The following is a 24,404-nucleotide window of genomic DNA, read 5'->3' on the forward strand; positions in this document are numbered from 1 at the left end:
ATCCTTCCAGCTCGTCTTCGCGAGCATTGCGTACCATGTCCGTAAACCGGTCGGTCAGCCTTCGGGCTGTGGCGAGAGCAGGCAAAGAAGCTTCGATCCGTGCGACCTGGATGGCATCTGCCTTGCCCAGATGATCCTGGCCCAAGGTCAGGAGGCGGGCGATCTTGCGCGCGGGCGGCGATTTGTCTGTGCCCGATGGCGCGGCCCGCTCGGCACGGCGCTGGCGCGTGGCCCATTCCCCGACGACACGGAGGCTGCCTTCGAAACCATCGGCCCGCAGCCGGCGCCAGAGTTCGGCGCCGTTCCGGCAGCCGCCCGGCCATTCCCGCTCCAGCCGCGGCAGCCAAGGGGTCAGACTGCTCTCACGGATGCGGAAAACATCCTCGCGTTCCCCACGCAAAATCTGCCGGACGAGCTGGCGGCTGAGCCCTGTCTGGCGAACGATCCGCCGGATCGGCACGCCATCATCAGCCATTTGGCGAACCATCCGGTTGGTTTGCTGACGGCGCAGATAGCCTTCGTATTGCAGCTTTTCAGCGGCCGTCAGCAGCTTTGGATCCAGTGTCTTTGCTCCGGTCGCTTTGCGGATGGCAGGCATGTTACGTTGTACGGCGGCCAGAAAAGCTGCGCTCGCGTTTTCTAACAGGTGCCAGCGGTCGGCAACCTGAACCGCTTTTGGCAAGGCCCGTGAGACGGCACCGCCATAGCCTCCGTTGCGGTCGCGGGCGACGACCTCAATCCCCGGACGGGCCCGCAGCCAGGCCTCGACCGTGGCCGGTTCCCCGTCTGGCAGGAGGTCAATAACCCGGCGCCGCTCCAGATCGCAGATCAAGGTGCCGTATCACTGCCCCTTCCGCTAAGCTCAATCGTCAATGCCAATAACGCGGAGATCACTGCTTGAGGCCTCAGCCGTGTCCCGGATGCTTCGGAGGAAAGTATCCTTGCTGACTGGCAGCAGGAGCCGTGCGGCGAGCGCCTGTGCCGGACGCCCGCCGAGTGTCAGGCCGAGGTGCCGGACCAGTCCTTGCAGACGGGAGGTACGCCGCGCATGCGGCCGGGTCACGTCCGGGGAAATCGCTCCGCAAATATCTTGGCTGGGCAACGCGGAGCACGGCAGCGAAAGCGGCGAACCAGCAGGACCAGTTCCACCTTCCGGCCATGCGCAGGAAGATCGGCAGGCCGTCGGCGGTACCTGCTGTGAACAAGGCGTGAAGCCGTGCCGCAGCGCGGGCACACCGCCGTGGCTTTGGCGGAACGCGAGTGGATTCGGACCGTGTTCCCGACAAGCTGAACCTGGTTGACCTTGAGACCTGCTGGCAGGAAATCCCGCCGTGAAAACTGTGACGCCATCGGCAACCTCCTCCAAAACCTACAGATATATAGCGCTTGGCAGGTTGGTCGGCACCAAATCTGCTTCAGATCCATTTTTGGATGCCGATAGGGGGGGCAAGATTGAGTGCCGATTGACAGATAAACTCCGGCCCCTGAACGACACGGATAGAAGCAGGACAACAGTATTCCCGTGCCACTTGCTCCAATGGCCTGACAACGTCTGCACCTGTGTACCGCGGCCGGACGTCAATGGCTGGGGACACTTTCGAGTACGTATCCACAATGGTCAGGATCCGAATTTTCCGGCCGTCAAACAGCTGATCCGACAGAAAATCCATTGCCCAGACGTCATTCGGAGATGCCGCCGGTCTGCGGTCTTCCCGGAGCTTTGCGACAACCTTGCGCTTTGGCCTCTTGCTCGGGATCTGAAAGCCTTCTTCGGTATATAGCCGGTAGATCCGCTTGGCGTTCACTTCTCAGAAGAATATGGATCCGCCGGTATCCGTAGCGCACCCGCGTCTCGGCTATCTCGCGGATCTGCTTTCGCAATGCCGCCTGCGACGGCCGACGCGACTTGTAGAAATAGGTGGATTTGTTCAGCCCCAAAACCTTGCAGCCGCGCCGGATCGAGACCTGAAACACCCCCTGAACATAGTCGACCAGCTGTCGGCCTTTCGCAGGCGCTACACCTTTTTTGCCAGCTCGTCCTGAAGCATTGCTTTGTCGAGGGACAAGTCGGCGACCATCCTCTTCAGGCGGCCATTCTCTTCCTCAAGCAGCTTCAGGCGTCTCAATTCGGACGGCATCACCCCGCCGTACTTCTTGCGCCACCGGTAATAGGTCTGCTGGGAAACGCTTGCCTTGCGGCAGACTTCCTGCACACTCAGCCCATCATCAACCTGCTTGAGAATGAAGGCGATCTGCTGTTCGCTGAACCGTGATTTCCGCATCGGGATTCTCCGCGTTGCCTGCCGGGAATATTACTGGAAGATTCTCACTTCCGCCGGTCCAGGTTCCGGGAAGCAGGTCACGGGAAGCAGGTCAGCATAAATGTGCGAAACGGGCCCAGTCTCTCGCATGGACCTTTAAAGTCTTCTCAGACGCTGCCGCTGTCTGTAAGGGCTCATTACCGAAAAAATAGCAGGTTCCGGCGCAATGATCCGGATCAATCCGCAGCCAGCCGCCCCGTGTCAGACTAGTGCGGTATTGCTCAGGAGAGCTGCGGCATGAAGTACAGGGATTATTACAAGATACTTGGCGTCGCCCCGGAGGCAGAGGCAGACGAGATCAAGCGCGCATACCGCAAGCTTGCGCGGAAATACCACCCGGATATCAATGCCACCGCGGATGCCGAGGCAAAATTCAAGGATGTCAACGAAGCCTATGACGTGCTGAAGGATCGGGAACGGCGTGCGGCCTATGACGAGCTGAGCAAGCCGCCAGCCGGCGGAAAAGACGGCTTTCGGCCGCCCCCGGGATGGGAAGGCGGGTTTGAGTTCTCCAGCAGCAGCCCCGGGGATGCAGAGGCTTTCAGCGATTTCTTCGAAACCCTGTTCCGGCGGCGGGGACCGCCCTATGGCGCGGAAGCGGGCACGAGGGGGGCGGACAAGCACGTCCGCCTGCAGCTGGACATTGCGGACGCATTCAGTGGCGGCGCCCGTGTCCTGACCCTCAGGGAGCCGCAGTTGGCGGCGGATGGCTCTGTTCAGCTTCAGGAGCGCAGCATCACGGTCCAAGTTCCCAAGGGGATTGCCGAGGGGCAACACATCCGGCTGCCGGGGCAGGCCATGTCACCACCGGGAGGCGGTGCGCCGGGGGATCTGTTCCTTGAGGTGCGCTTTGCCCCGCATCCGGTCTACCACGCTGTTGGCCGGGATCTGTACCTGGAACTGCCGGTGGCCCCTTGGGAAGCGGCGCTGGGAGGCAAGGTGATGATGCCGACGCCGGATGGCAATGTTGCGCTGACCATTCCCGCCAATGCCCGCAGTGGCCAGAAGCTGCGCTTGAAGGGCAAGGGGCTGCCGGGAACGCCCGCAGGAGACATCTTTGCAACGCTCAGGATCGTGAACCCCAAGGTGACGACAGAAGAAGCGCGCCGGGTCTTTGAGCAGATGGCGCGGGATGTGCCGTTCAACCCGCGCGCCGGTATCGGAGGATAAACGCATGAAACCTGCAAGGGCAAAAGGCACAGTTGTCGTCAGTTTGACCCTGGAAGAGCTTTGCCGATTTTGCCACGCTGACAGAAATTGGGTCATCGAACTGGTCGACCACGGGGTTCTGGAGCCCGAAGGGGCTTCAATCCAGAACTGGCGGTTCCATAGCATCAACATTGCCCGCGCCAAGAAGGCGCGGCGCCTGAGCCGGGATCTGGGCGTCAATACCGCCGGGATTGCGCTGGTGCTGGACCTGCTGGCGGAACGGGACGAGATGCTGCGGCGGCTGGCCGCCTTCGAAGAAGTTTAGCGGATGTGCTGGAGCGCAGAAGCTTCTGCCGCGATGGCGGTTGCCGGTGCCGCTGCAACGGTGGTCTGTCGGCGGCAGGGCCAGCCTTTGGCTGTGTGGGGCGTGCTTGGCTATTTCACCATCATGGAGGCTTTGCAGCTCGCCGGATACCTGACCGCCGATGACTGCAGTGCAGTGGCGAACAAGGGGGTCACGCTGCTGTCTTATCTGCACATCGCCTTTCAGCCCGTTCTGATTAACGCCTTCGCGTTGGAGCTTGTGCCTGCCGCCGTCAGTGCGCGCTGCAGGCAGTGGGTGCTGAGCCTCGGCTTCGGGGCGGCGGGGGTGATGCTGCTGCAGCTGCTGCCCGTGCCGGCATTGGGACGCTGTGCGGCCGGGGCGCCGTTGTGCGCCGAGGTTCTGTGCACCGTATCGGGGACTTGGCACATCGCCTGGAACGTGCCTTACAACGGCCTGCTGGTGCCGCTGGACACTGCGCTTAGGGTGCAGTCCGGCTTTCCGGCATATATGGCGGCGGTGTTCTTCCTGCCGCTGGCCTATGGGGCGTGGCGGTTTGTGCTGATGCATCTTTTCGCCGGGCCGATGCTGGCCTGGACGCTGACCAGCAACCCGAACGAGATGCCTGCTGTCTGGTGCCTTTTTTCAATCGTGATCCTGTGTATCGGCCTTAGCCCTTGGATGCGCGAAGCCTTCACCGCCAGAAGCTGGTGGGGGCTGCGGGTTTAGCGGTGGCGGTCAATCCTGTCGGCGTGATCAGGATCAATCCGTTGGGGTCCGGTGCGGGGTAATCTGAAACACAGGAGTCGCAAGATGCGTGCCATGGTGTTCCATAAAGCAGGTGAGCCGCTCCGGCTGGAGGATGTTTCCCGGCCGGAGCCGGGGCCTAGGGAGGTGCTGATCCGGGTCGAGGCTTGCGGCGTGTGCCGCACCGATCTTCACATCGCTGATGGCGACCTGACCGAAGCTGCTGTGCCGCTGATCCCCGGGCATGAAATTGTCGGGCGCATTGTGGCATCAGGCAGCTGGGCCGAGGGGGTCAGCACTGGCCAGCGGGTCGGCGTGCCCTGGCTGGGAAGCACCTGCCGCCAGTGCCGTTATTGCCGCGAGGGGCGGGAGAACCTGTGCGATGCGCCGGTCTTTACCGGCTATACCCGCGACGGCGGGTTTGCCGAGTTCTGCGTTGCCGATGCGCGCTATGTGTTCCGGCTGGATGAGGGGGCCAGCCCGGTACAGCTGGCACCGCTGTTGTGCGCCGGGCTGATCGGCTACCGCAGCTACCGGATGGCGGGGAAAGGCGGTAATATCGGCCTGTATGGTTTCGGGGCGGCGGCGCATATCCTGACCCAGCTGGCAGTCTGGCAGGGCCGCAAGGTTTTTGCGCTGACGCGGCCCGATGACACGGACGGGCAAGAGTTTGCCCGCAGTCTCGGCGCCGCTTGGGCAGGCGGCTCTGATGAGCGGCCGCCGGAAGAGCTGGATGCCGCTATCCTGTTTGCACCGGTTGGCAGCCTGGTGCCTGCGGCCCTGAAGGCCGTGCGCAAGGGGGGCAGGGTGGTTTGCGGCGGCATCCACATGAGCGACATTCCGTGTTTTCCCTATGGGGACTTGTGGGGCGAACGTCATATCCTGTCGGTGGCCAATCTGACCCGGAAGGATGGTGACGAGTTTCTGTCCCTGGCGGTTGAGGCCGGTATTTCCACTGAGACCCGCAGCTATGCGCTGGACGCGGCCAATCAGGCGCTTGCGGACATGCGGCAAGGGCGTCTGCAAGGGGCCGCGGTGCTGGTGTCCTGATGTTGTGAGGCGAAAATGTTTAAAAACAAAACCCTAATGAATTGAGAACGACGCAGCTGCGGCCCGTTCTGCCGTCCGGGGGCTTGGATTTCGCACTGACGGACGAACTGGACGGCGACTCCGGCTGGCTGGGACAGAAGCGGCCAATGGATGCGATCCGGATGGGCGCCCTGACTGGCCATCAGGATTTCAATGTCTTTGTTCTGGGGCGACCCGGCAGCGGCCGACATGCGCTGGCCCAGTCGATCCTGGCCGAGGTCGCGCAGGACCGGCCGGTGGCCTGCGGCTGGGTCTATGTCAACAACTACGAGGTGCCGCACAAGCCGGTTGCGATCCGGCTGCCCGCCGGCTCCGCCTGCCGTCTACGCAAGATGATGGAAACGCTGGTGGACGACCTGGCCAGCCAAATTCCGGCGCTGTTTTAAACGGAGGATTACCAGACCCGGCGCCGCACCATCGAGGAGGATTTCACTGCCGGACATGAGAGCGAGATGGCGGAATTCTTTGCGGATGCCCGCACGACGGGAGTTGCCATCATGCGCACGTCAGTCGGCTTCAGTTTTGCTGGACTGCGCGGCGACAAGGTGTTGAGCCAGGAGCAGTTCGACGCGCTAGGCGAGGAGGAGCGTGAAGAGCTGGAAGCGGCGAGCCTGATCTCCACGGTGTCGCTGGAGCCGGATCCGGAGCCCTTGAGCATGCGGGTGGTGCTGATCGGCGAGCGGCTGCATTACTACTCGCTGTCGGCGCCGGACCCGGATTTCCTGCAGCAATTCAAGCTGGAGGCGGATTTCGAAGATGACCGCGCGCACCCGGCCCGGTGCCGGCAAGCTGGTCGACGTCGAACGAGAAACCGAACTGGGCGGACCGATCCATTCCAAGGGGATGCTGATCCTTCAGGGCTATCTGGCTGCTACCTATGCAAGCAGTGCGCCCTTGTCGCTGTGGGCGAGCCTGGTGTTCGAGCAGAGTTATGGCGGGGTGGAGGGCGACAGCGCCTCGGCAGCGGAGCTGATTGCGCTGCTGTCGTCGCTGGCTAAGGCGCCGCTGGACCAGTCCTTTGTGATCACCGGGTCAGTCAACCAGTTCGGCTATATCCAAGCGATCGGCGGGGTGAACCAGAAGATCGAGGGTCACTTTGATGTCTGCGCGGACCGCGGCCTGACCGGGCGCCAGGGAGTGCTGATCCCGGCCGCCAACCAGCGCCACCTGAACCTGCGCCAGCGGGTGGTGAATGCGGTGGCGGCGGGGCGGTTCCATATCTGCACGATGGCCTCTGACAGCGACGGGATCGCAGTGCTGACCGGGCTGGAGGCCGGGGGTCGCGGCACTATCGGGGTGTACCCGGAATGCAGCCTGAACCGGCCGGAGGAGGACCGGCTGCAGGGGTTTGCAGAGATCCTCAGGTCCTATGCGAACGAGGGAGGCGGCGATGCAGGGTGATGCGGGCGGGGCAGGGGATGCGGGCCCCGCCAGGGTTATTCCGGGCGCCAGCTGTTATCCGGACGCGGAGGCGGCGCTGGAGCTGGCGATGGAGCCGTCCCGGCACTTGGGGGCGGAGCTGCAGGGAGTGTTTGTCCGGGAAACCGCGGTTCTGGCCGCGGGCTATGCCCGTTCGCGGGTGGTGTCCTATTCGGGGCAGCGGGAGAGAGGGCTGACCGGGGCGGCCCTGACAAGGCATTTCAGGCGGATGCGCGGCGGTTCAAGGGGCTGTTGTCCGCCCGCGCTGCGGCGGTGGCGCTGGAAAGCTCGTTCCGGGAGGCGGAGGGCCATGTGCAGGAGGAGCTGCGCCGGATCTCGCAGGCCGGTGACATCCTGGTCTTCGGGTTCAAGCCGATCCTGCGGGCAGCGAGCTGTATTGCGGTGCTCCTGGCGGCAGGGCAGAGGGTGCCGGACTATGCGTTGCAGCTGGCCCGCAAAACCGGCAAGCCGCTGGTGGCGCTGATTGCCTGCCCTGCCGGGGCGAATCCGGACCCCGGCCGTGCAGGGCGGGAGGACAGCGGCATGGAGACCCGGTTCTGCACGCGGCCGGAGGCGCTGCTGCGGCAGTTGGAGCACATGAACCCGGCAGCGGTCATCGTTGCAGCGCTGCTTGCGGGTCTGCCGCCCGCCGCCCGCCTCCAGGACGCAGCCCGCTGCACGCTGATCCTTCAAACCAGCGGTTGAGGCGGCGCGCAGGCGGGCAGGGGCTCCGCCTCGGGGGCAGCTAAAAATAACGGGAGGATTAACCCGCATCATTTCATCCGGCGGCGGCGGGACTAGACTGAAGGCGTAATATCAAACGGGGAGGCCGAGGCATGCAAACGAATACGGTGCCCGAAATGGACATGTCCTGCAACACAACCGGCTGCTGCCCCCGATTCAATCCTGTGGGGTGGGACGGGCGCCATCTGCATTTCGAAGACAAACTCTTTGTCCACGCAAAAACCCGCAGCCTGCTGCATTTTCCGCTGAACATGGGGAAGGTGTTTGCCAGGGTGCAGGCAAACATCAAGGACGCCGGAGCACAGGATCCGGAGGGGTACTTTGTCCTCAGCCGCGACCTGTCCCCGGCCGAGGGTGAGCATTTCTTTGCGGTGACAGGAGACGTGCCCGGCGAGGACATGGCTACGCTTTCCGGAGACTTCATCACCAGAGTGTTCGAGGGACCGTACCGCAAGGCAAAGGACTGGGTGCACGAGATGGAAACCGCCGCCGCGGCGGTCGCAAAGACTGCCAGTGCTGTCTACATGTTTTACACCACTTGCCCGCGCTGCGCGCGGGCATACGGCAGGAACTACGTAATTGGCGTTGCCGAAGTCATCCAGACTTCCGCGCAGCCGGGAGGCAGCTATGAAAGACCCTGAACTGGAACTCCTGATCGACCGGCTGGAAAGCCAATCGGATCTGACCCTGGCGGATTTCGACGGCGTTCTGCATGCGCTGGCCTATCTGCTGCCGGGGGCAGCGCCGGATGATGAACACGCGGCGCAGCATATCGGCACCGCGGATGGGGCCATGCATGTGGCTGATGCGGCTTTTCCGGACTGGGATGTGCATATCCGAGGCGGGGCGTCTGGCAAGCATGGCCGCTGGCACTGCACCCTGCGGGAGAACGACAATCTCGACAATGATGCAGCGATCGGCCTGGGCCAGTCGTCGGTTCTGGGGCAGGCGATCCTGGCGGCGGTTTTGCGGTTGGGGATGATCCTGAAAAAAGACTGAACGGATGTAGCTTGGAGAGGCCGCGGGGAAGGAAGGCTGATGTCCAGGATTTTGACAATCACACTGAACCCCGCTGTCGATCTGGCGACGTCGATCGACCGGGTGGTGGCAGGCCCCAAGCTCTATTGCAAGGCGCCGCGGGTGGATCCCGGCGGCGGTGGGGTCAACGCGGCCCGGGCCATCCGCAAGCTGGGCGGCGAGGTCTCGGCGCTGGTGGCGGTCGGCGGCGCCATGGGCGAGCAATTGCTGCAGCTGCTGGTGGCGGAAGACATGCTGGCGGTGGCGGTCCATGTGCCCGGCGAAACCCGGCAGAGCTTTGCCGTGACGGACGAGACCACCGGCGAGCAGTTCCGCTTCAGCGTGCCGGGCGAGACGATGACAGCCCGCGATGGCGCCCGGCTCTTAAGTGCGATTGCGCAGGCGGCGCCGCGGGAGGGCTATGTGGTGCTGAGCGGCGGTGTTGCACCCGGCCTGGACGATGATTTCCCGCATCAGGTGTTGGCGGCGATTGCACCGCGCACGGACAAGCTGGTGGTCGATACCTCCAAGGCGGCGCTGGCACATTTGCTGGCGGCGCCCGGCCAGCCAGTGCATGTGCTGCGGCTGGACCAGCGGGAGGCGGAACAGGCGGCGGGGCATCAGATGGCCTCGGTCGCGGACAGCTTGGGGTTTGCCCAGGACCTGATTGCCCGCAGCGTGGCGGATATTGTGGTCGGCGGCCGCGGTGCAGAGGGGTCGGTTCTGGCCACCAGGGACCAGCGGATTTTCTGCCGCGCGCCGTATGTCGAGGTGCACAGCAAGATCGGCGCTGGGGATGCCTTTACCGGCGCGCTGACGCTGGCGCTGTCTCACGGCGAGGCGCTGGATCAGGCGCTGCGCTGGGGTGTTGCCGCGGCCAGCGCCACGGTGGGCAGCGAGGGCACCGCGCTGTTTGAAAGCGGTCAGGTGGAGGCGCTGCTGCCGCATTGCGAAATCGAGGCGCTCTAGCCTGCTTCGGCCTTGGCGGCGTTGCGCAGGACCTGCACGAAGCTGTCGGGGGTTACCGAGATGCTGTCGATGCCAAATTCCACCAGGCGGCGAGCATAGTCCGGGTTGTTGCTGGGCGCCTGGCCGCAGAATCCGACCTTGGACCCGGCCTTGTGCGCCTCGCGGATGACTGTTTCGATCATCCACAGCACTGCCGGGTCATCCTCGCGGAACAGCTCCGCCAGAGGGTCGGAGTCTCGGTCGATGCCCAGGGTCAGCTGGGTGAGGTCGTTGGAGCCGATCGAAAAGCCGTCGAAGCGTTCGGCAAATTCCGCCGCACGCAGCACGTTGGAGGGAATTTCGCACATGACGTAGACCTCCAGCCCGTTTTGGCCGCGCTTCAGGCCGTGCTCTGCCATCACCGACAGCACCCGGTCGGCCTCCCCTGGGGTGCGGCAAAAGGGAACCATCACAATAACATTCATGAAGCCCATCTGTCCGCGCAGCCGGGCAATCGCCTGGCATTCCAGCGCAAAGCCGTCGCGGTATTCGTCCGAGTAATAGCGGGAGGCGCCGCGGACGCCGATCATCGGGTTTTCTTCGGCAGGTTCAAAAGCTTGCCCGCCCAAGAGGTCGGCGTATTCGTTGGTCTTGAAATCGCTCATCCGGATGATCACCGGCTTGGGGTGGCAGAAGGCTGCGATCCGAGACAGGCCGCGGGCAAGGCGGTCAACGAAGTATTCGGTCTTGGGGTCATAGCCTGCGGTCAGCGCCTCGATTGCGGCGCGGGTTTTCCGGTCGGTCACCTGATCGAAGCGGGCCAGCGCCATCGGGTGCACGCGCACCGCGTTGCTGATCACGAACTCCATCCGCGCCAGCCCGACGCCGTCCACCGGCAGCCGCCACCAGCGCAGCGCGGCGCCGGGGTTGGCGAGGTTGAGCATGATCTGGGTCTTGGGGCGGGGCAGGTCTGCGAGCGTCTCCTCGGTGACGGCGATTTGCGACAAGCCTTCTGTCACGACGCCTTGTTCGCCGCCTGCGCAGGAGACGGTGACGTCCTGCTGGTCGTGCAGAAGCTCGGTGGCGTTGCCGCAGCCGACGATGGCGGGCAGGCCCAATTCGCGGCTGATGATGGCTGCATGCGAGGTGCGGCCGCCGTGGTCGGTCACAATGGCGGCGGCCCGTTTCATGATGGGCACCCAGTCCGGGTCGGTGGTGCCGGTGACCAGCACCGAGCCGTCTTTGAACCGCGTGATGTCAGCGGCGCTTTCGATGATAGACACGCGGCCTGCGACAGCGCCACTGCCGACGCTGAGCCCGGTCAGCAGAACCGGCCCCGGATCCGATACCGAGTACGAGCGCAGCGTGCCGATGGCCGCACGCGACTGCACGGTTTCGGGGCGGGCCTGCACGATATAGATTCTGCCGCCGGCGCCGTCGCGGGCCCATTCCATGTCCATTGGGCAGCCATAGTGGTCCTCGATCACCTTGGCCTGGCGGGCCAGCAGCAGTATGTCGGCGTCGCTGAGCACGAATTGTGCTCGTTCGGCCTTGGAGGCGGGCACGTTGCGGGGGCTACCGTCGCGGTCCAGGATCATCTTGACGGCCTTGGCCCCCAGCCGCTTTTCCAGGATCGGGATCAGGCCGGGAGTATCCAGAAACGGCTTGAAGACCTGGTATTCGTCCGGGTCCACGGCGCCTTGCACCACGTTTTCGCCCAAGCCCCAGGCGGCGTTGATCAGGACGGCATCGGGAAAGCCGGATTCGGTTTCGATCGAGAACATCACCCCAGCTCCGCCGGTGTCAGCGCGCACCATCTGCTGCACCCCGACCGATAGCGCCACCTTCATGTGATCGAAACCGTGGAATCGGCGGTAGGAGATGGCCCGGTCGGTGAACAGCGAGCCGTAACATTTCCGGCAGGCCTCCAGCAGGGCCTGCTCGCCGCTGACGTTCAGGAAGGTCTCCTGCTGGCCGGCAAAGCTCGCTTCCGGCAGGTCCTCGGCGGTGGCGCTGGAGCGCACCGCCACGGCCACATCCGGCTGTCCTGTCGTCTTGCTAAGGCTGTGGTACTGGGCAAGGATCGCCTGTGCGGTCTTTGCAGGCCAGTCTCCTGCCAGGATCATGGAGCGGATCGCGTTGCCCGCCTGTTGCAGCGTGGTGCGGCCTTCGTCCAAGGCGTGCAGCTCTTGGTGAATCCGTGCTTCCAGCTTATTGGCGGCAAGGTAGTCGCGGTAGGCGCCTGCGGTGGTGGCAAACCCCGGCGGCACGTGGATGCCCTTGGAGCCCAGTGCCTGGATCATCTCTCCCAGAGAGGCGTTTTTTCCACCGACCAGGCCGGTATCGGCGCGTTTCACTTTGTCGAAGCTGATAACGGGTGGGGTGGCATGGGGCATGTCCGGTCTCCGGTCTTGCAGGGGTAGCCCCATAATGGCAGGAATCCGGCGTTGGCCATTGATGCAGATCAGTGGCCGCCCCGGCGGCCCGGGGGGACGGCAGCAAGGGCGCAGGCGCGGATTGAGCGGCATCAATTCACGCAGGAGGGCGGGCTGAGAGGCTCGCCCCGGTGAGTGTTGTTCTAGTGAAAGGTGAGCGGGATGGAAAATGTTGAACGGCTGCTGAAGGGCACGGTGGAGGAACTGGACCAGCTGCTGAACGCCAAAAACGTGCTGGGGCATCCGATCAAGAAGGACGATGCGACGGTCATTCCGATTGTCAGCTACGCGTTCGGCTTTGGGGCCGACGGCGGCGCGGATGTCAAGTCCGGAGAAGGCGCGGGCACCGGGGCGGGCGGCGGCATAAAGCCGCTGGGGGCCATCATCATCGACCAGCGCGGCGCGCAGGTTGAATCGGTGCACGGAGCAATGTCAACGCTGGCGGCGGTACTTGGTGATGCAGCTGGAAAGGCCGTTAAGGCGGCGGCCCAAACTGCAGTGGGGAAAGGCATTAAGGGGCAAGGCTGAGTATGGCGGCCCTTGGCACCGTTCTGGCGCTGCTGCTTGCCGGGATCGTTCTGCTGTTGGTTTTCCCGCTCAGGATCGAGCTGGTGCTGCGTAGGGAGGCGGGGCCGGTGTTTTCGGCGGCGCTGCGGCCGCTGGGAGGGTTCGGTCCTCGGATCAGGCGCTCCGGCAGCCGGAAGCCGCCCGATGCGGGCAAGAAGGCGGCCGGGAAGCCAGGCAGCGAGTGGCAGCTCGATCCCCGCAGGCTGGTCCTCGCGGCAGGACGGCTGGCCGCCGCCATACTGCGCCGTATCCGCATCCGCGCCCTGATCCTAGACGCAAAATTCGGAGCGGGCGATCCGGCTGAGACGGGGCAGCTCTACGGTATGCTGGCGCCGCTGGTTTACGGAACCTTGCCTGCCCGGAAGCTGCGCGTCACATTGTAGCCGGTCTTTGACCGGACGGTGCTCTCCGGCCGGGCCGAGCTGGACGTGTCCGTGGTTCCGGCGGCGCTGATCGTGCTGGCGGTGCGGTTCGGCTGGGACGCTTTCGGGCCGGTCCGGTGCGCTGGGTGGCCGACCCGCGGGTCCGGGCCGGTCCACGGGCCTTTGCGGCGGTCTGCCGGGTTGCACGGTTCACCCGCAACAGGGCGGCGGCGGCCGTTTTCAGCGGCGAGAAGCGGCCCGTGATGATCCTGGCTTTTCAGCAAGGCGCGGTGACGGGAGCGGCTGTATTGGCAAAAGCTATACTGCCACGCAAATCGAAGAAAGGTTTCCGCAGGCCATCGCCAGGACGCTGGTCCGGCTGGAAAGGACGCCGGAGGACCGGTGAGGCCTTCCTGCCGTTGCCAAGGCCGGTGCCGGAGCGTTTCAAGTTGTCAAAGCTGAAGGCAAGAGAAGGTAACTTCCGGTTTCTGGCCCTGCGCGGTTGATACCGCAATGGCAGGAAACTGGCTCAGGAGATTAATAAAGACTGGAGGGCCGATTTACGTGGCGGGCCTTAGTCCAGTTCGGCATCCAGCTGCGCTTCCTCGCCAGTCACCGTGGTGAGGCCGGGGTCGGCAGCGTCCTTTTCCAGAAGGTTCAAGTGCAACTGTATGCGCCACAGGTGATAGGTCACCCTGTGCAGCCAGCGGACCGCATCGAGCCTCAGCCAGGCTGTGTCGTCCGGCAAGGTGCCGTCTGCGGCCTCGGAGATCAGTCGGTCTCTTTGCGACCTGCGCTGCGCCCGCATGATGCGGAGGACACGGGTCAGCAGCTGCTCGCATGCGTCAGGACCGCCGGTGTGCCCAGCCTCGGCAGTTGCCAGGTCCAGCACCCCGGTAAGACGCCGCAGCCGCATGTCGTTCGGCAATTCGCTGATCCTGTCCGTTTGCGTGCACCGGTAGAGCAGCCGGTCCAGATGGTCGAGGATGTGATACATGCCTTTGATCTCGTTAAATTCCGCGCTGGCATTGCCGGAGAGTTCGATCTTTTCGAGGTAGGTGCTGGTTTCCGTGACGGCGGAAGAGAGGTGGCCCCACTCGTAATCGCTGTTGTCTGGGACCGGGGCGCCGGTAAGTGTTCTGAGGTGATGAATGGCAGCCGCTGTTACCCGGACAACGGCAACTTTGGCGGCGGCGGTTGCGGCTGCGGGGTCGCGGAGGATCAGGTGGTCCAGCGATTGCGTCAGCGCAGCCCCGCGGTCCGGGATCAGGAACTCGATCAGCCGGGCAAACGGGCGCGCAAAGGGCAGGATGAAGATCACGCCCAGCAGGTTGAAGACGCTGTGAAAGGCGACCAGCGCTGTAAGGGAGTCCTGGGAGCCAGCCAGATAGGAAACCACGGCAGCAAATGGGCCAAGCAGGAAAAACGCCAAGGCGCCTGTCATCAGGTTATAGACCACATGCGCAAAACCGGTGCGCCGGGCCATGGTGCCGCCGCCCAGCGTGGCCAGAATAGCCGTGAAGGTTGTGCCTACGTCCATCCCGATGACCAGCGCCGCGGCCTGCGGAAAATTCACCGCCCCGGCGCTGAGGGCAGCCAGGGCTGTGGCGACGCCCGCGCTGGACGACTGGGTGACCAGGGTGATCAGCACGCCTATCGCCACCAGCTTCAGCCGACCTGCCCAGCTGTCAGAGGGGAAATCGGCAGGGGTGACGATACCTTGGAAGGCTTCGAGGCCGGATTTCATCTGCTCGATGCCGATGAAGATCAGGCTGAAGCCCGCCAGCGCCTGGCCGAGATAGGAGATCTTGCGCTTGCCGGAAAGCGCGAGCAGGGCGCCCAGCAGGACGACCGGCAGCATGGCCTGGCCAAGGTCGAGCTTGAAGCCCAGGATGGCCACCAGCCAGCCGGTCATCGTGGTGCCGATGTTGGCGCCAAAGATGATCCCAAGCGCCTGCGGAAAGGTCAGCAGCCCGGAGGCGACAAAGCCGACAGCGGCAACGGTCGTGGCGCTGGAGGACTGGATTGCGGCGGTGGTCACCGCGCCGGTCGCCGCGCCGGTGGCGGGGGTGGAGGTGAACCGGCCCAGAATGCTGCGCAGGCGGGCCCCGGCAAGTGTCTTGAGACCGCCGGTCAGTAGCAGCATGCCGATCAGAAAGAGCCCGATGCCGCCAAGGGCCGGCAACACATTCCAGTACATCTGAAACAGAGTGCCAGAAAAGCTGCCGACCATCAAATACGGCTTGACCGGCCCGGGCGGCGGCGTCCTGCACCCGATTGATGCGCATCATAGCGGCGAGTTCGTTTTCGGGTGAACATGAGGCCGGGAGGATGGCATGGAGGACGACCGCAAAGCAGGTGATGAGAGTCCGCACGTCGGCGAAGGCAGCCGGTGGGCCGGGACCGGGAAACTGGTCTGCGGCCTGAATGGCGGGCTAAACATCGCCCATGAAGCCGCAGACCGGCATGTTGTCGCGGGCTATGGTGCCCAGACGGCGATCCGCTGGCTGGGCAAGGACGGCAGCCGACGCGAGCTGAGTTATGGTGAACTGGCGGCATTGTCTTCAAAATTTGCAAATCTGCTGCGAGCGCACGGGCTGCAGCGGGGCGATAGTGTCTATTCTCTGATCGGGCGGGTGCCGGAGCTTTATGCCTGCGCGCTTGGCACGCTGAAGGCGGGGCTGGTTTATACGCCGCTGTTTGCCGCCTTCGGGCCGGAACCGATTCGGACGCGAATGGAGATCGGCGCGGCCCGGGCGCTGATGACCACCGCGGCGCTCTACCGTCGCAAGATTGCGCCGTTCCGCGATCAGCTGACGTCCCTGAAGCTGGTGCTGATTGCCGGCGATGAGGCGCCCGAGGGCTGCGTGGCGCTGGGGCCTGCGCTGGAGCAGGCAGGGGAGAAGTTTGAAACGGTGCAGACCGGCGGCGAAGACCCAGCACTGGTGCATTTCACCTCTGGCACCACCGGCAAACCCAAGGGGGTGGTGCATGTGCATGGCGCGGTGGTCTACCACGCCTATTCGGGGCGCATCGCGCTGGGGCTGGAGCCGGGCGCGGTCTATTGGTGTACCGCCGACCCTGGCTGGGTGACCGGCACCTCCTATGGCATCATCGCGCCGCTAGTGAACCGGGTGACGATGATCGTAGATGAGGCCGAGTTCGACCTGGAGCGCTGGTACGGCATCATCGGGCGCGAGAGGGTCGAGATCTGGTATTCGGCACCCACCGCCATCCGGATGATGATGCGGGCGGGGGCGGAAGCGGCGGCGTCTCATGATTTCTCGTCCCTGACATTTCTGGCAAGCGTCGGAGAACCGCTGAACGCGGAGGCGGTGGAGTGGAGCGGCAAGGTGTTCCCACAGCCGTTCCATGACAACTGGTGGCAGAGCGAAACCGGCGGGATCATGATTGCCAACCTGCCCGGCATGACGGTGAAGCCCGGCTCGATGGGCAAGCCGCTGCCGGGGATCACGGCGGCCATCCTGAAAACGGGCAAAGATGGGCTGACGGAATGCGGGGCAGGGGAAACCGGGGAGCTGGCGCTGCAGCCGGACTGGCCTTCGGTGATGCGTGGGTATCTGGATGAGGAGGAGCGGTTCCGGAAGTGCTTTGCCGGGGGATGGTATTTGTCCGGCGACTTGGCCACCCGTGATGAGGAGGGCTATTACTGGTTCGTCGGGCGCAAGGATGACCTGATCAAGACCTCCGGCCATCTGATCGGCCCGTTTGAGGTGGAAAGCGCCCTGATCGAGCACCCGGCGGTGGCCGAAGCGGCGGTGATCGGCGTGCCGGACGAGACTGCGGGCGAGATCGTGAAGGCCTATGTCACGCTGAACCCCGGCTATGAACCCTCCGAAGAGCTGGAGCTCGAGGTGCGGGCCCGTGCGCGCAAGCGACTGGGGGCGGCGGTTGCCCCGCGCAGCGTGCTGTTTCGCAACACCCTGCCCAAGACCCGCTCCGGCAAGATCATGCGGCGGCTGCTGAAGGCGCGCGAGCTGGGGCTGCCGGAGGGCGACATTTCGACATTGGAGAGCGATGAGACATGAGCACCCCTGAGAAAATCCGCCTTGACCGCGGCCATGTGCTGGAACTGCTGACGGCGATGATGCGGGTCCGAATGTTCGAAGACGCCTGCGCAGAGTTGTATACTCAGGAAAAGATCCGCGGCTTTCTGCATCTTTACGATGGCGAGGAAGCGATTGCCGCGGGTGTGATTCCGGTGCTGGCGAAGGGCGACCGGGTTGTCGCCACCTACCGCGAGCATGGGCACGCGCTGGTGCGCGGGGTTTCGATGAATGCTGTGATGGCGGAGATGTTCGGCAAGACCGAGGGCTGCTCCGGCGGGCGCGGCGGCTCGATGCATCTGTATGACGCGGGGGCAAATTTCTATGGCGGCAACGCGATTGTCGGCGGTGGGCTGCCGCTGGCGGCGGGGCTGGCGCTGGCGGATCATATGCGCGGCGATCCGCATGTCACCGCTTGTTTCTTTGGCGAGGGCGCGGTGGCCGAAGGCGAGTTTCACGAGGCGATGAACCTAGCCGCCTTGTGGGGGCTGCCGGTGCTGTTTGTCTGCGAAAACAACGGCTATGCTATGGGCACGGCGCTGGAACGAAGCGAGTCAGAGACCAATATCAGTGCCAAGGCTGCCGCCTATGGGGTTAAGGCCGAAGTGGTAGACGGGATGGAGGTGGTGGCGATTGAAGCCGCCGCGCGGCGGGCGCTGGCAGCCATCCGGGAGACCGGCAAGCCAGTGTTCCTGGAGTGCCACACCTACCGGTTCCGGGCCCATTCGATGTTCGATGCGCAGCTCTACCGCGACAAGGCCGAGGTCGATGACTGGCGCCAGCGCGGCCCGATTGTCCGGTTCCGTAGCTGGCTGCTGGAGACCGGACTGATCCACGAGGAGGAAATTGCCGGGCTCGAAGCGGGGATCAGGGCAGAGATCGCGGAGGCGGTTCAATTTGCCGAAGACGGCACATGGGAACCCTCTGAAGACCTGACGCGTCATGTTCTGGGGCCGCAGCCCGGTCCTGCTGAACCTGCGGCGCTTGGCGGGGAAACCCGGGTGGTGAGCTACCGGGAGGCGGTGCGCGAGGCCCTGCGCGATGCAATAAAGCGCGACGAGCGGGTGTTCCTGATGGGCGAGGATGTAGGCGCCTATGGCGGCTGCTATGCGGTGTCCATGGGGCTGATGGAGGAATTCGGCGAAGCCCGAATCCGGGACACTCCGCTGTCTGAGTCGGGCTTTACCGGCGCCGGGATCGGCGCGGCGATGGCTGGGATGCGCCCGGTTGTAGAACTGATGACGGTAAATTTCTCGCTGTTGGCGCTGGATCAGATCCTGAACACGGCGGCCACTGTTCGTCACATGTCCGGCGGTCAGTTCGGGGTACCGCTGGTGATCCGCATGGCCACCGGGGCGGGCAAGCAGCTGGCGGCGCAGCACTCGCACAGCCTCGAAGGCTGGTATGCGCATGTTCCGGGGCTGAAGGTGCTGGCGCCGGCCACGGTCGAGGACGCGCGCGGGATGCTGTGGACGGCGCTGTGCGACCCTGATCCGGTACTGATCTTCGAAAATGTGATGCTCTATAACCGAGAGCATCTGCTGTGCAGCATGGCGGGACCGGTGGATATCTCACAGGCCGCAATCCGCCGCGAGGGGAGCGATGTCACCCTGATCACCTATGGCGGGTCGCTGTTCAAGACGCTGGAGGCGGCAGAAAGACTAGCGGATTCAGGCATCTCGGCGGAGGTTCTGGACCTGCGCATCCTGCGACCTCTAGATAATGCCGCGATCCTGGCCTCGGTCGGCAAGACCCGCCGGGCAGTCATTGTTGACGAGGGCTGGCGATCGGGATCGCTGGCTGCTGAGATTTCGGCGCGAATCATGGAGCAGGGGTTCTGGAGCCTGGACGCGCCGGTTGGACGGGTCTGTTCGGCGGAGGTGCCGATCCCTTATCCCAAGCACTTGGAAGACGCGGCCATTCCGCAGGTGCCGACTATCGTGGCGGCAGGGCAATCTGTCATGGGAGTCGGGTAAAATGGGCCTGTTCGTGATGCCTTCGCTCGGCTCTGACATGGAGAGCGGCACCTTGGTGGAATGGCTGGTCGCGCCCGGTGATACCGTGGCCCGCGGTGATGCGGTTGCGGTGGTCGAGACCCAGAAAGGCGCGATAGAAATCGAGTGTTTCGAGGCCGGTACGGTGCAGGAGCTGAAGGCGCAGCCCGGCATGGTGCTGCCGGTGGGGGCGCCGATGGCTGTCATTCTGGCTGCGGGGGAAGCGGCGTCGGCGCCGGACGCGGTGACGGAACTGGAACCTGAACCGCTATCCAAACCGGAACTTGCAGCGGAACCCGCACCCGTGCTCGCCCAGGTCGCCGAGCCTGCCGCCGCGGCAGCAGCTGTGGCCAGCACGGTAAAAGCGTCGCCGGCGGCGCGGGCGCGGGCAGCGGAGCTGGGGCTGGACCTTGGTACACTGGCGGGCAGCGGTCCGGGCGGCGCCGTCGTGCTGGCGGATGTGGTGCCGGGCGGTGCGCGAGATATCGGCGAACCGACCTCGCGCCTTGATGAGATGCGCAAGGCTGTGGCCGCTGCAATGACGCACTCCAAGCAGACGATCCCGCATTTCTACCTGTCGCAGGCCATGGATGTGCAAAGCGCTCTCGATATGCTGGCGGCCCGCAATGCCGGGGTTCCTCCGGCGGAGCGGATACTGCTGGGCGCAGTGCTGTTGCGGGCGGCAGCGCTGGCTGTGCAGAAGGCACAAACCCTGAACGGGCATTTCACCGATGGGGTCTTCCGCCCTGCGGCACAGATCAACCCCGGCCTTGCTGTTGCCTTGCGCGGCGGCGGATTGGTTGCGCCCGCGCTTGCTGATGTGCCCGCGATGACGTTGGCGGAAACGATGGCAGCGATGCGGGATATCGTCTCCCGCGCGCGGTCGGGACGGCTGAAAAGCTCTGAGATGACCCGAGGCACCCTTACGGTCTCCAGTTTGGGCGAGACTGGCGGCGAGGTGATGGCCGGGGTGATCTTCCCGCCGCAGGTGGCGCTGATCGGAATCGGGGCACCGCAGCTTCGACCTTGGGTGCACAGCGGCGGGGTCGTCCCGCGCAGGGTCATCACCGTGACCGTCGCCGCCGACCACCGGGTCAGCGGTGGGCGGCAGGCGGGCCGGTTCCTTTGCGAATTCGAAACACTGATCTCACAGCCGGAGGCGTTATGACACAAACCGGAATGCGTGCGCTGTTTCTGGAAGTACTGGCGCGGGTTGCCCCGGATATCGACCCCGCGCAGGTGTCAGATTCGGATCACTTGCGGGAGGACCTGGAGCTAGATTCGATGGATGTGCTGAACCTGGCCGCGGCTATGCACCAGCGGCTTGGCATCGATATCCCGGAGGCCGATTACAAAGAAATTGCAACGGTTGGCTCCGCTGTCCGCTACCTTTCTGCTGCGGCTGGTCAGGATTGAGATCAGGCAGCTAACTTGGGCGAATATCCGCCTGGCGCAGAGGTGCTGCGAAGTCTTTGGCTGCGGTATTGATATTCATTAAGGCGGATAAACAGGACGGATGATAAAATCGGGGTCAGTTGAAATTCGGTGCGAGGAGATGCAAAAGATGGCCAGGAAATCAACAGACAGAACCCTTGGGGTTATTGCAGAGGCAATGAAGCCCTTGCAGGGCGCCATGCAGTTTTACCCGATGCTCAAGCCGCAAGTTGAGCAATTCTGGAATGTTCAGGAGAAAATCCTGGGTGAAACGGAAGATTTCACGCGGCACTGGTTTGAGCGCCGCCACGAAGCGGCGCGTACGGCGTTGGATGCGGCCCGCACCGCGGTGTCGGGCGATCCGATGGAGCCTGCCGGTGCGATTGAGGCCTTTTCCGAGTGGCAGCGCCATTCAGTGGAGCGGATCGCCGAAGACGGCCGCGAATGGCTGGACATGATGTCCCGCTGCGCCTGCTATGCCGGCGAAACGGAGGCCGAAGCGGTCGAGGAAACGGCTGAGGAAGCTGTGAAGATCACCAGGAAGGCAGCCGCGACGGCACAGTCCGAGCCGGTCTGAACCTTGACGCGACAAACTTCAGATACGATAGAAAACGGCCCTAGGGTCAGCCGATTTGGTAGAGGGCGGCGATGGAGCCGAAAAAGACGGCCAGTACCAGCCAGGGATCGAGGCCTGCACCGAGCATCTTGGGAGTGCGGCGGATCAGCAGGCCTGCCACGTAGATTGCGGTGCTCAGGATGCCGACGGCGATGCTAAGTTGTGCGCCTGCGGTTGCGTGGTTACGGATCGCGCCGCCGCGGTAGGCGGCATCAGCTGGCAGCAGCAGAGTTCGCATGATCAGGTTGCTGCCGAAGATGTTGGAGATTTCAATCGTGTAAGAGCCTATACGGGCGGCGGCCAGCGTGGTGGTGAGTGTCGGCAGTGATGTTGCGGCCGACAGCAGGGTCACCCCGACAAAGGATGCCCCCAGTTGCGTCCGCTCGGCGAGGAGGTCGGCGCTGAGGGCCAGCGCCGCGCCGCCCGCGACAATCAGCAGGCTGTAAACCGCAACGCGCAGAAGCAGCATAGCGTTGGTGGCTTTGTCCGGTTCGCGTAGATGGGCGCGCTGAGTCTTGCGGCGCTCCTGATCGTCGGGCAGGTCGACCGGCGCCCAGGTGGTTTTGCGGTCGAAGACGTGCAGCAGGTAGATGACCAGCGGGAAGCCGTCCGCCAGCAGGATTGTGCCCAGCCCGACACCAAGGCCAAGGTCGATATCACCAAGGAAGGTGAGGCACAGCAAGACACTGAGCAGCGCGATCAGCAGGACCGCCAGCAGCGCATGGTTGGGTTAGCGTAGCCAGAAGGTCAGCGCATAGCGCACTGCGAAAATATCTGCGAGGGCCAGGATTGCGGTCTGCATTGTGATGCCGCCGACCATATTGCCGAGAACCAGCTGGGCATTGCCCACCTGCGCTGCGGTGACGGTTGTCATGATCTCCGGCAGTTCGGTGACAGTGGCGAGGAACAGCAGGCCGACAAATTCCCTCGCCAGATTGTAGCGCTCTGACAGGTCGTCCCCGCTCATGGCCCGTCGGGTACCTGAGAACCAGACCAGCAGTGCGGCAACGGCAAAGACCGCGGCAAGTCGTAGACGGGCAGGGCGTCCGGGCTGGGCATGGCGGTGCCGGTCAGCTTGACATCAGCGCCGGGATCCGGGCCTCGCGCAGGACATGCGCGGAGGCGTCCCCGAAGATCAGCCGGTGCAGCCGGGAATGGCCGTAGCCACCCATGATCAGCAGGTCGCATTGCTGGCTGGCCGCCTCCATCAGGAGGCGGGTGCCGGGGCCGAACTCTCTATTCTGGATCCGGCGGACTTCTGCCGCCACCCCGTGGCGGGAAAGCACCTTGGCGATCTCGTGCACTTCGGTGGAGAATTCCGCGGCCTCGTGCGATTTCTCTTCGATGGTGACGATCTCTGCAAAGGCGGCAGTTTGCAGGAACGGCAGCCCGTCGTGCAGGGCGCGGGCGGCTTCCCGGGTGGGTTTCCAAGCGGCGAGGATACGGGTTCCGATGGGCTTGTCGCCCCAATCGTCCGGCAACAGCAGCACTGGGCGGCCACTGTTCACTACAAGGTCCTTCTGGAAGTTTCTCTGATCAAACCGCTCCTGTTCCGGGTCCGGATAGAGCGCCACGGCCAGATCGGAGTGGATGGCGGATTCCAGCAGCTTATCCGCGGCATCAGGCGAGCGAGCCGCCTGCGAGCGCCATTCGGCATTGCAGCCGACCCGGTCTGTGGCTGCCTGAAACAGTTTCTCTATTCTGTGGTCTTCGTCAGTCACCCGGCTGCTGAAATCCCCGAACGTGACGTCGTCGGCGGCAATGGCGATGCCGGAATAGGGCACAAAAGCTTCGCGCGTGTGGAGGCCGGTCAGATGGGCATCGAACCTCCGGGCCAAGCTGCATGCAGCGGGCAGCAGCTGGCTGGCAGCGGATGCGGACGTTAGGCAGGCGAGAATGGTCTTGTAACTCATGGCGCACGTGTCCTTCCCGATTGTTGTCCTCCGGCGCGGCTTGCGCGGCCAGGGGCTGCCCGTAAAGTATAGCAAATCAAGCCGGGTGAGGGTTTGACTCCCGTCAATAGCTGGTGCGCCACGTTTGCCGACTGCTTTAACGCTGGCTAATACAGGGGCAGTCGGTTTGATCAAGGCTCGAAGGGAGCGGCTCAGCCTATTCGTAGAAAGCTGAACGCAGCCCACGGCGCAAGCGACCGGCAGGCCGCTTTCTGAACCTTCGCCGGGGGCGGCCCGGAAAGGATTGATCCATGTTTGTAGAAAAGGTCATGACCGTGTCGGCGCGCTTTGCTAGCCCGCAGGACAGTGCCTCCAAAGCGGCGGAACTGATGCACAGTCTTGGAAGCGGCGTGCTGCCGGTTGTCAACGAAGAGCGGATTGTCGGCATTCTGACCGACCAAGATCTGGTGCTGGCGCTGGCTAAGCGAAGGACTTGGGCGAGATCCCGGGGGTATTGGGATTAGCGCGGAAATGAATGGTCTGCGCTGGTGGGGCGCGAATGACCGTGTCGTCTATGACTGGCTGGTTCATGCTGGCCGACTTGCGGAGCAGACGATGGATCAGCACCTGTCAGCAATCCGATTTATGGAGGCGGTTTTGAACGGAAAACCCTTCGACCGGCTTACAGTCCGGGATGTGGATCTCGTGCGAAGCGCCCTGAAAGAGGCGATGGTGACAAAGTCAAAAGGCAAAAAATCAAGGTCTACCGCTTCGCATCAGGCCTCTCAGATCATGAGCTTTTTGGAGTGGTTGATCAAACAAAACGGCTACAAACGTCTACCAGCCGACCTGCCGAACTATATTCAACTGCCGAAGGCGGCCTATGCCAAGGCGATGCCAAAGGGGGAGAAGACCTATGCGTCGCTGGAGGAGGCGGAGGAGCTTTTGCACGGCATGCCAGTGCTGAGCCTGGCGAACCGGAGGGCTAGGGCGATGTTTGCCATTGCCTACCTTGGGGCGCTGCGCGCGGATACCATCACCACATTGAGGCTCGCCCATTTTGATCAAGAGGGCCAAAAGGTCATTCAGGATGCCACGACCTCTCGCACCAAAAATGGTAAAAGCCTCAGGATCAGCTGGTTTCCAATCGCCAAAGCATTCTCCGCCGCCGTGGCCGATTGGGTAGACCACATGCAATCGATGGGGCTGCAGGGGGAAGACGCGCTGTTCCCAAGTCTCCCCGAATTGAAGAGAGGCTCCTATTTGAAGGACCCAGAGCGC

Annotated in this window: 26 protein-coding genes and 2 pseudogenes; 20 read left to right on the forward strand and 8 right to left on the reverse strand. The window is 63.8% G+C overall.

What is annotated here, in order from left to right; all coding sequences use genetic code 11:
* Window positions 1-7: 7 nt before the first annotated feature.
* The 3 genes and pseudogenes from AC0IPL_RS19765 to AC0IPL_RS19775 all read right to left on the reverse strand — a co-directional run.
* Window positions 8-1,350: pseudogene (locus AC0IPL_RS19765) on the reverse strand (ISL3 family transposase); the annotation flags it as partial.
* A 65-nt stretch (window positions 1,351-1,415) separates the two neighbouring features.
* A complete protein-coding gene (locus AC0IPL_RS19770; protein ID WP_474276816.1) occupies window positions 1,416-1,805 on the reverse strand; it encodes a DDE-type integrase/transposase/recombinase in 390 nt (129 codons plus the stop codon).
* Window positions 1,806-2,015: 210 nt separating this feature from the next.
* The gene (locus AC0IPL_RS19775; RefSeq protein WP_474276817.1) at window positions 2,016-2,282 is read right to left on the reverse strand and encodes a transposase; all 267 of its coding nucleotides are present in this window, start codon (window positions 2,280-2,282) and stop codon (window positions 2,016-2,018) included.
* 276 nt (window positions 2,283-2,558) lie between these two features.
* Between AC0IPL_RS19775 and AC0IPL_RS19780 the strand changes: the two genes are divergently transcribed.
* The 10 genes from AC0IPL_RS19780 (at window position 2,559) to AC0IPL_RS19825 (ending at window position 9,777) form a co-directional block, all read left to right on the forward strand.
* Window positions 2,559-3,491, forward strand: coding sequence for a DnaJ C-terminal domain-containing protein (locus tag AC0IPL_RS19780; protein ID WP_474276818.1), 933 nt, complete (start codon window positions 2,559-2,561; stop codon window positions 3,489-3,491).
* A gap of 4 nt (window positions 3,492-3,495) precedes the next feature.
* Window positions 3,496-3,795, forward strand: coding sequence for a chaperone modulator CbpM (locus tag AC0IPL_RS19785; RefSeq protein ID WP_474276819.1), 300 nt, complete (start codon window positions 3,496-3,498; stop codon window positions 3,793-3,795).
* Between the two features lie 3 nt (window positions 3,796-3,798).
* Complete coding sequence (locus tag AC0IPL_RS19790; protein ID WP_474276820.1) at window positions 3,799-4,521, forward strand: DUF5765 domain-containing protein; 723 nt, start codon at window positions 3,799-3,801, stop codon at window positions 4,519-4,521.
* An 84-nt stretch (window positions 4,522-4,605) separates the two neighbouring features.
* Window positions 4,606-5,589: a zinc-dependent alcohol dehydrogenase family protein gene (locus tag AC0IPL_RS19795; protein WP_474276821.1), complete on the forward strand. Its 984-nt coding sequence runs from the start codon at window positions 4,606-4,608 to the stop codon at window positions 5,587-5,589.
* Between the two features lie 83 nt (window positions 5,590-5,672).
* On the forward strand, window positions 5,673-6,014 hold the full coding sequence (locus AC0IPL_RS19800) for a Lon-like protease helical domain-containing protein (protein ID WP_474276822.1): 342 nt from the start codon (window positions 5,673-5,675) through the stop codon (window positions 6,012-6,014).
* A gap of 370 nt (window positions 6,015-6,384) precedes the next feature.
* Window positions 6,385-7,029 (forward strand): S16 family serine protease, encoded by a 645-nt coding sequence (locus AC0IPL_RS19805; RefSeq protein WP_474276823.1) that lies wholly within the window; start codon window positions 6,385-6,387, stop codon window positions 7,027-7,029.
* A gap of 270 nt (window positions 7,030-7,299) precedes the next feature.
* A complete protein-coding gene (locus AC0IPL_RS19810; RefSeq protein ID WP_474276824.1) occupies window positions 7,300-7,752 on the forward strand; it encodes a hypothetical protein in 453 nt (150 codons plus the stop codon).
* Between the two features lie 131 nt (window positions 7,753-7,883).
* Window positions 7,884-8,432 (forward strand): hydrolase, encoded by a 549-nt coding sequence (locus tag AC0IPL_RS19815; RefSeq protein ID WP_474276825.1) that lies wholly within the window; start codon window positions 7,884-7,886, stop codon window positions 8,430-8,432.
* Window positions 8,419-8,790 (forward strand): hypothetical protein, encoded by a 372-nt coding sequence (locus AC0IPL_RS19820; protein ID WP_474276826.1) that lies wholly within the window; start codon window positions 8,419-8,421, stop codon window positions 8,788-8,790. Before AC0IPL_RS19815 ends, AC0IPL_RS19820 begins: the two co-directional genes overlap by 14 nt.
* A 39-nt stretch (window positions 8,791-8,829) precedes the next feature.
* Window positions 8,830-9,777 carry a 1-phosphofructokinase family hexose kinase gene (locus AC0IPL_RS19825; RefSeq protein WP_474276827.1) on the forward strand — a complete coding sequence of 316 codons (948 nt, stop codon included), beginning with the start codon at window positions 8,830-8,832 and terminating at the stop codon, window positions 9,775-9,777.
* Here AC0IPL_RS19825 and ppsA read toward each other — a convergent pair.
* Window positions 9,774-12,152 carry a phosphoenolpyruvate synthase gene (ppsA, locus tag AC0IPL_RS19830; protein ID WP_474276828.1) on the reverse strand — a complete coding sequence of 793 codons (2,379 nt, stop codon included), beginning with the start codon at window positions 12,150-12,152 and terminating at the stop codon, window positions 9,774-9,776. The two genes, AC0IPL_RS19825 and ppsA, sit on opposite strands and share 4 nt — an antisense overlap.
* A 201-nt stretch (window positions 12,153-12,353) precedes the next feature.
* On the opposite strand from ppsA, the gene AC0IPL_RS19835 reads away from it, so the two are divergent.
* The 3 genes from AC0IPL_RS19835 to AC0IPL_RS19845 all read left to right on the forward strand — a co-directional run bounded on the left by AC0IPL_RS19835 (window position 12,354) and on the right by AC0IPL_RS19845 (window position 13,626).
* On the forward strand, window positions 12,354-12,719 hold the full coding sequence (locus tag AC0IPL_RS19835; protein WP_474276829.1) for a GerW family sporulation protein: 366 nt from the start codon (window positions 12,354-12,356) through the stop codon (window positions 12,717-12,719).
* A 2-nt stretch (window positions 12,720-12,721) separates the two neighbouring features.
* Window positions 12,722-13,141 carry a hypothetical protein gene (locus AC0IPL_RS19840; protein ID WP_474276830.1) on the forward strand — a complete coding sequence of 140 codons (420 nt, stop codon included), beginning with the start codon at window positions 12,722-12,724 and terminating at the stop codon, window positions 13,139-13,141.
* 242 nt (window positions 13,142-13,383) lie between these two features.
* Window positions 13,384-13,626, forward strand: a complete 243-nt coding sequence (locus AC0IPL_RS19845) for a hypothetical protein (protein WP_474276831.1) — start codon at window positions 13,384-13,386, stop codon at window positions 13,624-13,626.
* A 68-nt stretch (window positions 13,627-13,694) separates the two neighbouring features.
* On the opposite strand, the gene AC0IPL_RS19850 is transcribed toward AC0IPL_RS19845, so the two are convergent.
* A complete protein-coding gene (locus AC0IPL_RS19850; RefSeq protein WP_474276832.1) occupies window positions 13,695-15,353 on the reverse strand; it encodes a Na/Pi cotransporter family protein in 1,659 nt (552 codons plus the stop codon).
* 103 nt (window positions 15,354-15,456) lie between these two features.
* Here AC0IPL_RS19850 and acsA point away from each other — a divergent pair, with 103 nt between their 5' ends.
* From acsA to AC0IPL_RS19875, 5 genes are all read left to right on the forward strand, one after another.
* The gene (gene acsA, locus AC0IPL_RS19855; protein WP_474276833.1) at window positions 15,457-17,169 is read left to right on the forward strand and encodes an acetate--CoA ligase; all 1,713 of its coding nucleotides are present in this window, start codon (window positions 15,457-15,459) and stop codon (window positions 17,167-17,169) included.
* On the forward strand, window positions 17,166-19,163 hold the full coding sequence (pdhA, locus tag AC0IPL_RS19860) for a pyruvate dehydrogenase (acetyl-transferring) E1 component subunit alpha (protein WP_474276834.1): 1,998 nt from the start codon (window positions 17,166-17,168) through the stop codon (window positions 19,161-19,163). Before acsA ends, pdhA begins: the two co-directional genes overlap by 4 nt.
* Window position 19,164: 1 nt before the next feature.
* Window positions 19,165-20,349, forward strand: a complete 1,185-nt coding sequence (locus AC0IPL_RS19865) for a dihydrolipoamide acetyltransferase family protein (RefSeq protein WP_474276835.1) — start codon at window positions 19,165-19,167, stop codon at window positions 20,347-20,349.
* Window positions 20,346-20,597 (forward strand): acyl carrier protein, encoded by a 252-nt coding sequence (locus AC0IPL_RS19870; RefSeq protein ID WP_474276836.1) that lies wholly within the window; start codon window positions 20,346-20,348, stop codon window positions 20,595-20,597. The genes AC0IPL_RS19865 and AC0IPL_RS19870 overlap by 4 nt, the downstream gene beginning before the upstream one ends.
* Window positions 20,598-20,745: 148 nt before the next feature.
* Window positions 20,746-21,192 carry a hypothetical protein gene (locus AC0IPL_RS19875; RefSeq protein WP_474276837.1) on the forward strand — a complete coding sequence of 149 codons (447 nt, stop codon included), beginning with the start codon at window positions 20,746-20,748 and terminating at the stop codon, window positions 21,190-21,192.
* 46 nt (window positions 21,193-21,238) lie between these two features.
* On the opposite strand, the gene AC0IPL_RS19880 is transcribed toward AC0IPL_RS19875, so the two are convergent.
* From AC0IPL_RS19880 to AC0IPL_RS19890, 3 genes and pseudogenes are all read right to left on the reverse strand, one after another.
* The gene (locus AC0IPL_RS19880; RefSeq protein WP_474276839.1) at window positions 21,239-21,913 is read right to left on the reverse strand and encodes a hypothetical protein; all 675 of its coding nucleotides are present in this window, start codon (window positions 21,911-21,913) and stop codon (window positions 21,239-21,241) included.
* A gap of 48 nt (window positions 21,914-21,961) precedes the next feature.
* Window positions 21,962-22,243 (reverse strand): annotated as a pseudogene (locus AC0IPL_RS19885) (sodium:calcium antiporter); the annotation flags it as partial.
* A gap of 58 nt (window positions 22,244-22,301) precedes the next feature.
* A complete protein-coding gene (locus AC0IPL_RS19890) occupies window positions 22,302-23,144 on the reverse strand; it encodes a universal stress protein (protein ID WP_474276841.1) in 843 nt (280 codons plus the stop codon).
* Between the two features lie 290 nt (window positions 23,145-23,434).
* On the opposite strand from AC0IPL_RS19890, the gene AC0IPL_RS19895 reads away from it, so the two are divergent.
* Window positions 23,435-23,647 (forward strand): CBS domain-containing protein, encoded by a 213-nt coding sequence (locus tag AC0IPL_RS19895; RefSeq protein ID WP_474276842.1) that lies wholly within the window; start codon window positions 23,435-23,437, stop codon window positions 23,645-23,647.
* A 7-nt stretch (window positions 23,648-23,654) separates the two neighbouring features.
* The coding region (locus AC0IPL_RS19900; RefSeq protein ID WP_474276843.1) for a tyrosine-type recombinase/integrase at window positions 23,655-24,404 on the forward strand (750 nt) is incomplete at its 3' end.

It is taken from the genome of Leisingera sp. SA32, from assembly GCF_056033425.1.